The organism is Streptomyces sp. NPDC104367 (assembly GCF_055583825.1).
The window spans coordinates 64,299-73,582 of the sequence record NZ_JBVJND010000043.1; the positions used below are offsets into that span (position 1 = coordinate 64,299).

A 9,284-nucleotide genomic window follows, 5' to 3' on the forward strand; every position below is an offset into this window, starting at 1 on the left:
TGCGGGGGTGTATCCCGCCGGGCTGTAGGGGCAGCTGCTGGCCGCAGGCGGCCAGTAGGGGGCGGGCCCGGGAGGTGGAGTGGTCATCGCGTTGGCTCCGGCAACAGGGAGAGGAGATAGGACACAAGGCTGATCAGAGCGTTCTTGGAGCTGGGACGGTCACGTGCGTCGAAGAACACCAACGGGGTCTGATCGGACAGGTCCATCGCAGCCCGCAGCTCCGCGGCGGTGTGCTTCGGGGAGTCGGGGAACTCGTTGACCGCGATGGCGTAGGCCAGCCCGAGTTCCTCCACCGTGCCGATGACGGGATAGCTCTGAGCGAGATGGCGCGTGTCCACCAGGACCAGCGCCCCGAGTGCGCCGTGGGCGAGATGGCGCAGGATCGGGAAGAACCGCCCCTGCCCGGGTGCGCCGAAGAGGTAGAGCACGAGTGCAGGGCTGAGGGAGATCCGGCCGAAGTCGAGGGCCACAGTGGTGTCGCTCTTGCCCGGGCGCCCGGTGAGGTCATCGACCGGGACGCTGGCCTCGGTCATCACCTCCTCCGTGCGCAGGGGGCGGATCTCCGACATGGTGCCGATGACGGTGGTCTTGCCTACGGAGAAGGCGCCCGCGACCAGAATCTTCACGGTGGTCTCGTCACCGCGCAGATGCGTCCCCTCGGCGGGGTTAGAGCTTGCGGAGCCCCTCAAGGACTGCCTCCAATACCTCTCGGTCGGGCGCCTGGACGGCGTAGAACTTTCCGTTGGTGGTGATGTGGCCGCGTTCCATCAGGTCGGCGAGTAGGACCCGCAGGACGCTGAGGGGAAGCACGAGATACGCCCCGATCTCGGCCACGGTCAGCGCCCCGGGCCGGCACAGCTCCAGCACGCGGCGCTGCTCCGGGGAAAGGCCCGTGCGCTCCAGGCCCGGACTGGCGATGCGCACGGTCGTGACGAAGTCGAAGTGGTTGCGGCTCGGCTCCGAGCGCCCGCCCGTCACAACGTGAAGTCCCACCAGGCCCGGTCCCCGGACGCGCCGGGACGCGGTCATGACGCGGACGGTGCCGGTTGCCGCGGGGGAAGGCCGAGGTAGTCGCCGATGCGGTCGACGACCTTCTCCATCTGGTACGACACGGCCTCGACGTCCGCGTTCTGGCCCATGGCCACGGCCAGGTAAGTGCCTTCGCGGGCGGCGATGATGATGATGTACGCCTGCTTGTACTGGATCAGAGTCCGCTGCCACGGACCGGCCGAGAAGAGATCGCCGTCGTCGGCCCTCGGCTCGCTGGCGAACTCGGTCGACTCTTGGCTGACGGCCTGCAGCCCGGTGACGGCTGCGGCCACACGCTCGGACATCGCCCGGGGGATGTCTTGGCCCCGGTCGATGTCCTTGGAGCACACGAGCGGCAGTCCGTCGGCCGACAGCACCATGGCACGCAGGACACTCGGCTGGGTGAGGAGTTCCTCATCCAGCATCCAGCCCAGCCCGCTGAGCCTGTCGAGGCTCCTGTTAACGAACGTCATCGGTGTGGTTCCCTTCTTCGGGGTGGTATGGCGCTGAGACTGGGCCCGGCGCGCTGGCGCGTTCGACGCCGCGCAGGAAGGCACCCACGGCACGGCCGCCGTCGCTCGGCGGCTGGGTCTCGTGAACAGGCGAAGCGGCATGCCGTGGCCTGGGGGCCTGCCGGGTGCGCTGCGGGAGGCCGTTGTCTGCGCGCGTCGGATATTGCGGCGGTACGTCGTGAGCAGAGGCCGGCTCGGCCGGTGATGCTGGAGCGGAGGCGGTGACAGGGGGGTGCAGCCGAACCTGTTCGTCCGCCTTCGGCACGTCTACGAGGGGCACCAGCAGCTCCTGTGGGATGAACACCCAGGCCCGTACACCACCCGTAGCGGACATCTGGTCGGCGCCCGCCCGGAATCCGTAGCGGTCGGCGTACTGCCCGGCCGTCACGAACCCGAGCTGGGGCGGGTTGCGCATCTGGGTGATCCAGATCTGCTGGCCACCTGCAAGCAGCAGGCCCGCGTTCACGCGGTTCTCCGGCGTCATCCCGATACCCGCGTCGTCGATGAACACGGTCACCCCGTTGGCGGCCGGCACGAACCAGACCTGGACCTTCGTGCCCGGATCGGAGTGACGGGCCGCATTGTCGAGCAACTCGGCCAGACTCAGCACGACGGGTTCCACCGCCCGGCTCGTCACCGCGAAGGCAGCCTCGCCGGTGATCTCGATACGGTCGTAGTCGCGGATCCGTGAGACGCCGCCACGCACGACATCGATCAGCGGCGCAGGGTCGCGCTGTCGTCCGGGCCATGAGCCGATGAGCACGCTGAAGGCTTGAAGGCGCCGGGCCAGCTGATTGCCCCCATGGGAGATCTCGATCGCGTCCGCGAGTACCTTCGCGTCATGGTGACGCTCGACCATGCCTTCCACCGCACCCTGCAGCTCGTTCACGAGCGGCTGGATCGCCCGGATGAACGTGCCCAGAGTCGTCCTGGTCACGTTCTCCGCGCGATCAGCCGACTGCACCGTCGTCTCGTGAACCGTGCGCAAGATTTCGGCAAGAGCCCGGCCGAACTCGCTGCTGCTGAGTTCTGGATGCAGGGGAGGCGGGGTCGCTGCCTGCTGGCCGCTCAGCACAGCGTGGATCAGGCTGGGAACTTGCTGGTGAGCGAGATGCCGCACCTCGTCGTCACGGGCTTCGATCGCCCCGCGCTCCATCCGCAGGGACGTCTCCAGGTTGGCGACGCGGCGCTTGCTGTCGAGCGACGAGGCACGGAAGCGCACAGCCATGGCCACGGCGACAACAACCGCGAGGGCCAACACCCACAGGACCGGATCCAATACGCGCGAGGTCATCAAATCCCCGAAGTAGAAGCAACGTTGGCGATGGAGAGGCAGCAACCCCGATGTCACGCAGCCGCGATTGCGTGACGTTCCGTTACGCTTCAGCCCGGACGGCGTGAAACCGGCGGCTAGAAGCTGATCTTGCTGACGATCTGGGCGAGGCTCGTCGCGGCCTGCGAGACGGTCGGTGCAATCGAGGAGCTGGCGAGATAGAAGCCGAACAGGGTGCATACGACCGCGTGTCCTGCCTTCAACCCGCTCTTCTTGACGAGCAGGAACGTGATGAAGCCCAGTAGGACGACGGCCGAGACGCTAACCGCCATGCCGGCCCTCGCCGTTCCGAACGCCAGCGGACCGCGTCAGGGACAACCAGTGAAGGAGCGCCGGCCCGTGAGTGCAGGTGCTCCACGTTCCCGGCGGAAACAACCAGACCCCCGAGCAGTGCGACTGCGGTGTTGGCGGTTTGCCGGTTGAACATTCCCAGTTTCCGGGGCGGCACAGGGTCTGCGGAGCGTGCCACCGGTAGGCGGTGTCAGCCTCGACAGGGATGTGTATCCGGGCGTGAGACTCGCAGCAGAGGACCGGGCCGACCGAAGATCCGTCTCTTCGCACGCCCTCTATCGCGCGTAGTCCGAGACCGAGCCCGGCCTGCACGACATCGACCGCACCCAACTGGGGCCGGGGGAACGCCGCGAGTTGAACGCCCCAGCTCAACTCCGACTGCGTGGGAGTGAGCGACTGCGTCTGCGATAACAACGGCCGGCGGGGCGGAAGGCTCCAGCCCTGCGACGGCTCCGCAGTGTCGGCTGGCCACCGCGGAGGGAAGGGATCAGAAGCAGTCGCGACTCGCTCTGAAGTGACCAGCATCGGGGTCTCCTGTGTGTCCGAATGGACCGACTGGGCCGCTTGACCGAGCAACGTCTGTCACCAGGACGTGGGCTGATCCCCAAGACTGTTCAGTGAAAGGTGATTACGCACATGCCGAAGGTGATATCACTGAGGTGATCCCATTCCAGCTTCGAGGGTTTCCGGATAACGGCACGGCTGGTCTCGCAGGTGGAGTACCTGTGATCGCTGCTGTAGCCGTCAAGACTTCGGTCGCTGGAACTAGCAGCGGCCGGAAGCGGATGTGTGCTCGGAAGCCTCGACGGCGTGCCCCAGCTCTTGAAGGTGACCCAGGCTGACCTGTGAGCGCTTTCCGATGCCTCCCACCTGTACCTATCACCAGAGTGATATCCGCACACCGCACCTGCTCGTACGCTGCAGTTGCAGACGAGGAACGGGGGGTGCGATGCCGAAGGGTCCCCGCACATGTGCCAGCTGCGGATGCCGGTTGAGCCAGTACAACCTGGGCGAACGGTGCGCGGCGTGCGTTCGCGCCAGAGGGCAGGAACCGCTCTCTGCCCCCAGTGTCCCGGACGTGGTGTGGACTGACCTCGAAGTACAAACAGCCATAGCGACATGGGACTTCGGTCGCGCAAGCAGGCTTATCCGCGAAAGAGCTGATCTTCGCCAAGAAGACATGGCGTCCATGGCTGGCCTTAGTCAGAGCTTCCTGTCAATGCTCGAAGCCGGCAACCGACGGCTAACGAGTCTCGACAAAGTCGCGCGGTTCCTCGAAGGTATCGGAACACCGGACGCCCTGCTGGCTCCGCCCTTCCGCGAGTACGGAGCCTCGTCCACGTTCGCACCTGCCCAGACTAAGTCGGCTCCGATAGACGCCCGTTCCGGAGCAGACGAGACCACTGACCTGAATCAGTTGGCGGCCCAGGCCGCTGCGCAATCACTACACTTCGCCACGAACATCGCGAAGAGCAACGTGAGCGAGGCCGAGCTTGAAGAGATCGAAGGCACGCTTGCCAAGATCGCCAGCGATTACGTCCATTCTCCGTTGAAGCGGATCTTTCTGGACCTTGTATCGACACGGGATCGCGTCTTCGTTCTACTGAATGGCCGCCAGCCGCTCGGCCGGACTCGAAAGTTGTTGTTGCTCGCCGGCATCAACTCCCTGCTGCTCGCTCATGCATCGCAGAACCTCGGTGACGAAGACGCTGCCATCGCACAGCTCCAAACGGCGTGGACCTTCGCGGAACAGGCCGATCACAACGATCTCCGGGCCTGGGTGAAGGGCACCGCTGCACTCATTGAGGAGTGGTCCTCGCGACGGCAGACAGCTCTCGACTACACGCGACAGGCTGCCCTGCTGTCACCCGGTGGCGAAACACGTATCCGGATCGCGGCCATCGAAGCTCGGGCGGCGGCGCGTATCGGCGACCGCGCTACAGCCTTGGCTGCCATCGAGGACCTCAAACGAGCCCGAGACAGGGGTGGTGCTCCGGATGCGCTCACTCGTTTCGGAGGCTTGCTCACGTTCCCCGAAGCGAAGCAGCACTACTACATCGGCGGGACATTCGCGCTCCTTGGGGAACATCAGCTGGCTGAGCAGCATGCAGCCGTGGCCATCGAGCTTTATGAGGCTGGCCCTCCGGAGCAGAGGTCGTACGGCGATGAAGCCCTGGCACGCCTCGACATCGCGACAGCACGCATCGTGGCGGGGGAGATTGAGGGCGCCGGAGAGCAGCTTCGGCTCGTCCTGGAGCTCCCAGCGGACCGACGGATTCGACAACTCGGCGACGCCGTACAGGCAGTGGCTAGGCTGTTGGCGGAACCGCGGATCGCTCGCAGCCCCGTCGCGCGTGAACTGGCCGACGCAGCTCGCGGCTTCGAAGCGATAGATACCCGAACGAAGGTCCTTGCTCCATGACTATGACGGCCTCTCCTGAGTCCGCCGCCCGCATGGCCTGCCGGGCATCCGGCCTGGCAGACAGGTCGCTCAGTCGCCTTCACGAGCACGCTACGTCCGTGTACATACTCGCGGACGAGGGCCTGGTCGTCCGGGTCAGTCCGGCTGATCAGCATCGGCGTCTCAAGACCGCAGTAGCCCTCACTCGGTGGCTCGTCGCCAACAACTTCCCGGCGACGGAGCCCGCGGATGTTCCGCAACCGCTCACCTATCTACCGCACGTTGTTACGTTCTGGCGCCACTACCCTCAACGCGAGGGCGCCGGGCCGCCAGCCGGCGCACTGGGCGCCTTGCTCCGTGCTCTGCACTCATTGCCGCGGCCCCCGATTCCTCTCCCGGACTATCAGCCTCTCGTCTCACTTAAGGGCGCCATTGAGTCAAGCACCTCCCTGGAACCGGCCCAGCGTGAGTGGCTGGCCGAACGGAGAGAGGAACTGATGGAGGCATACCGGGGGCTTGAATTCCCTCTTGGAGAGGGGCATGTCCACGGTGACGCATATCCAGGAAACACTCTCTGGGGACACCACGGCGTACGGCTCGGTGACTGGGATGAGGCAGCAGTTGGCCCACGTGAGATCGACCTGGCGAACACCTTCCAAGGGGTCCGATTCGGGCGCAGCGCTTCAGAGCTTGACGAATTTAGCCTTCGGTATGGATACGACATCAGGCAGTGGCCAGGGCTGCCTGTGCTCTGCGCTATTCGAGACGTGCACACCCTCGGCTCATTCATTCGACGCGCTGATCGAGGTGACATCGCGGCATCTCAGCAGCTTTCCCATCGCATCACCACCCTCCAAAACCGCGACGACCAAGCTCGATGGGGCGCAGCCTGAGGAAGTGATCAGCCGGTTGTCGACGCCTTATGAGCGTCCTGGCTTGCCTCGCTCGACAGCAGATCCAGATATCGGAGTACTGCTTTCTTGTCAACCTCGAAATTCAGCGAGTCGACGATTTCGCGAAGGTGAGTTGGGTTGTCCGTACCGACGGCCACTGTGTTCACTGTCGGCAGGTCGTAGGCCGCTCTGAAGGCTGACTGCATTTGGTTGGGGTGGTCCGAATCGCCTCGCAAGAAGACACGGGCGTCGAATCTTCTCCATACGGGATCGTGGGCATTTCCGCTAAAGGGACTCATGCCCCACACCTCGGTGTTCTGATCGCTCCATTGACGGGCGAGTGACTCGGCAGCACGGAGTGTTTGGATGCCGACGAGTAGGCCGCACCTGACCATGAGTACGGCCGGCTTGGCCACGGTGTCGTCTACCGCCTCAAGGAGCGGAGCCGGGTTCCAGGTGGAGACGCCCCACGATCCGCAGAGGCCCTTGGCCGCGGCGTCCTCCAGTTCTGCACACGCCTGGGCGAGCGCGTCGTGGGCACGGTCTGCAGCAGTGTCCCGGAGGCTGTGCTCCGGGTTGTGAAGGAAGACCAGGTCCGGAGCGCGGCCCAGCTCTTGGTTGGTCTGTTCCAACGCCCCCAACAGGCGGGCCGGGGCGAGGGAGTGCTCGGCCCCGGTTGACCGCGGGAAGAAGCCAACCTTCGTAGAGATCGTGAAGCGGTCGAGCAAGCCGCGCCCGATGTCCGCGAGGGTCGCATGGGAGGTGAACCCTCGGTAGCTGAAGGCCGTGTCGATCGTGGTGACCCCGAGGTCGAGCGCGTTGGTCAGTTGGGGACGCAGGTGACGAGATTGGTGTAGCCCGAGGACAACTCGGCGGTCAGGGGCGCGCACAGCTCCTCCTTCATCAGGATTTTCGCGACCTGTTCCACTTCGGCACCGACCTCGCTGGCTGCCTCGTCGATATGCACGGGGTGGCCGCTCAGCAGGAGGCGAAGTGCGGGGAGTGCCTTGACCGCGAACGTCAGCTTCCTGCGCGCGGCGACGACCTCGACGGTGTCGTCGTGCTCCACAATGCGCGGCGGGAAGTTGGTGATGCAGACGACGGATGCCAGGGACCCGAAAAAGTCGAGGTACGGCACATGCCGGGGCGGACGGACTTCCTGGTTACGGGCGGCCAGAAAGTCCGCGGGGCTGCGTGAGCCGATCAACGAGATCGCGGCTTCGGCCAGTTGCTGCTGCTGGGCTTCCTGGTCGCCCGTGCTACCCCATCGGTCGAGGTCGTGGCGGAAGATCTCGGTCTCGCGCGACCAGTCGGCCAGCCAGGACAGCCAGTTCACTCCGGTGCGCTTCTCGAACCCGAGCGTCATGTGCAGGCTCTGCCCGGAGCCGCGTCCGTTGCGGGTGGCCTGGTGCCAGTGGCCCCGTGGGATGTGCATGACGTCGCCCGTCTTCATGGTGCCGGCCCAGACGATCTCCTCGCTCGGAGAGTCGTTGCGTGCCGCGTCGCGGTACATCGGGTACGGGCGTGAGACTCCACGGACCTCCCACTCCTTCTCTCCCGCGAGCTGAATGATCACGACGTCGTGGTCGTCCCAGTGGAGCTTGAAGCCGGCGGCCTCATTCGTGGTGAGGTAGATGTTCGCCTGGACGTGCTCTCGGGACCACCACTGCAGGGCCCGACAGGCCACCTCCATCGTGGGATCGAATACGTTGGACTGGTCCAGGACCATCGTGGCGCCCTCGCGGAGCAGACTGGCCAGAAGCCGCATGTTCACCATGTCGACGCTCTGGCCGCGCCGGCTGACCTCCAGGTCGAGGTACTGGCTTGGATGCAGTTCCTCACCGTCACGGAACATACGGAACTGCGGGGAAGCGAGGCTGCGCCGCATCGTCATGTCCAACAGGCGTTGCGGGGTCAGCATGCGTTCGGTCAGGGCGGTGTCCGTCATGCTGCCGCGAGTGAAGGCTCCTCCGAGACCGGCCGGGCCGCTCCAGCCCAGCGCCCGCTCGATGCCACGGATCAGTCGGTGCTCCATGTTCTCCCCATCTTTCGAATGGAAATGGGTCGCGCGGTACGGGGACCGTGCAGGATCACACGGTCCCCGTCTGGTCGTGCGCTGGGTGTTACGCGGGGTGGTTCAGGCCGTCGCCGCCAGGCCAGGGGCCGTCACCGCCGCCGCCCTGCGACGGGTCCGAAGCGCTGGTGTCGTTGCGGTCGTGTACGGAGGTCAAGACCTCGACGGCCACGAGTAGGCCACCAGGCGTTGGGGTTGCGTTGTCGTCCACCGCGTACTCCTTCCACTGGGGTTGCCCACCGGGGCTCCGATGGGCTGTCTTCGGGGCGGAGTCCAACCTGTTGAGGCTTCTGGCTGGCACTACAGAGGTCGGGCTGTCTCGGTGCTGGGCATTGATCGTCGCCGTCCTGCACCGTCCCTTGCTCACCCCTGTGCTCAACCTGCTTCAGGCAGCAACCGGTCGCACATCACGGCGGTGATATCGCTTCGGTGATCCAGTGAGTTTTGGACAGCGGCGCGTCTCGGCGTTTGGCCGAGGTGCCGAACTCTCCATAGAGTACGGCTGGGCTTCGTCTGGCGTACGAAGGCAGGGACCGTGCCGCAAAGTAGACGTGTGACAGGTCTTGTGGACGGTGCGCCGAGCTGTCCTCCGGCCGGGTCGAGCTAGGAGACACCTTGTAACTGTGCGAGGGGCGCGGACTCGTATTAGTCGTCTATCCTGTCAATGCTCCCGCAGAATTGAGCACGTTCCGCTCCCGCAGAATTGACCCCCTGGGGTTGGTTCAGTCGCGGTGTGTGCGGTTTTCCTTGG

The 9,284-nt window shown here is 65.3% G+C and carries 9 protein-coding genes; 2 read left to right on the top strand and 7 right to left on the bottom strand.

Annotated features, from left to right (window positions below):
- Positions 1-83: 83 nt before the first annotated feature.
- From ACZ619_RS40635 to ACZ619_RS40655, 5 genes are all read right to left on the bottom strand, one after another.
- Positions 84-626: a GTP-binding protein gene (locus ACZ619_RS40635; RefSeq protein ID WP_469610441.1), complete on the bottom strand. Its 543-nt coding sequence runs from the start codon at positions 624-626 to the stop codon at positions 84-86.
- Positions 627-666: 40 nt separating this feature from the next.
- Positions 667-993: a DUF742 domain-containing protein gene (locus tag ACZ619_RS40640; protein WP_469610444.1), complete on the bottom strand. Its 327-nt coding sequence runs from the start codon at positions 991-993 to the stop codon at positions 667-669.
- Positions 994-1,025: 32 nt separating this feature from the next.
- Positions 1,026-1,502, bottom strand: coding sequence for a roadblock/LC7 domain-containing protein (locus tag ACZ619_RS40645; protein WP_469610446.1), 477 nt, complete (start codon positions 1,500-1,502; stop codon positions 1,026-1,028).
- The gene (locus ACZ619_RS40650) at positions 1,489-2,835 is read right to left on the bottom strand and encodes an ATP-binding protein (RefSeq protein WP_469610449.1); all 1,347 of its coding nucleotides are present in this window, start codon (positions 2,833-2,835) and stop codon (positions 1,489-1,491) included. The genes ACZ619_RS40645 and ACZ619_RS40650 overlap by 14 nt, the downstream gene beginning before the upstream one ends.
- 116 nt (positions 2,836-2,951) lie before the next feature.
- Complete coding sequence (locus tag ACZ619_RS40655) at positions 2,952-3,146, bottom strand: hypothetical protein (RefSeq protein WP_469610451.1); 195 nt, start codon at positions 3,144-3,146, stop codon at positions 2,952-2,954.
- A gap of 1,010 nt (positions 3,147-4,156) precedes the next feature.
- Between ACZ619_RS40655 and ACZ619_RS40660 the strand changes: the two genes are divergently transcribed.
- Together ACZ619_RS40660 and ACZ619_RS40665 are read left to right on the top strand one after the other, a co-directional pair.
- Positions 4,157-5,587, top strand: a complete 1,431-nt coding sequence (locus tag ACZ619_RS40660; RefSeq protein ID WP_469610454.1) for a helix-turn-helix domain-containing protein — start codon at positions 4,157-4,159, stop codon at positions 5,585-5,587.
- A 32-nt stretch (positions 5,588-5,619) separates the two neighbouring features.
- Entirely contained in the window at positions 5,620-6,459 is an 840-nt protein-coding gene (locus ACZ619_RS40665) for a phosphotransferase (protein ID WP_469610474.1), read from the top strand.
- A gap of 8 nt (positions 6,460-6,467) precedes the next feature.
- Here the strand turns inward: ACZ619_RS40665 and ACZ619_RS40670 are convergent, their stop codons facing one another.
- Together ACZ619_RS40670 and ACZ619_RS40675 are read right to left on the bottom strand one after the other, a co-directional pair.
- The gene (locus ACZ619_RS40670; protein ID WP_469610457.1) at positions 6,468-7,349 is read right to left on the bottom strand and encodes an aldo/keto reductase; all 882 of its coding nucleotides are present in this window, start codon (positions 7,347-7,349) and stop codon (positions 6,468-6,470) included.
- On the bottom strand, positions 7,283-8,494 hold the full coding sequence (locus ACZ619_RS40675) for a JmjC domain-containing protein (RefSeq protein ID WP_469610460.1): 1,212 nt from the start codon (positions 8,492-8,494) through the stop codon (positions 7,283-7,285). Before ACZ619_RS40675 ends, ACZ619_RS40670 begins: the two co-directional genes overlap by 67 nt.
- Positions 8,495-9,284 lie beyond the last annotated feature (790 nt).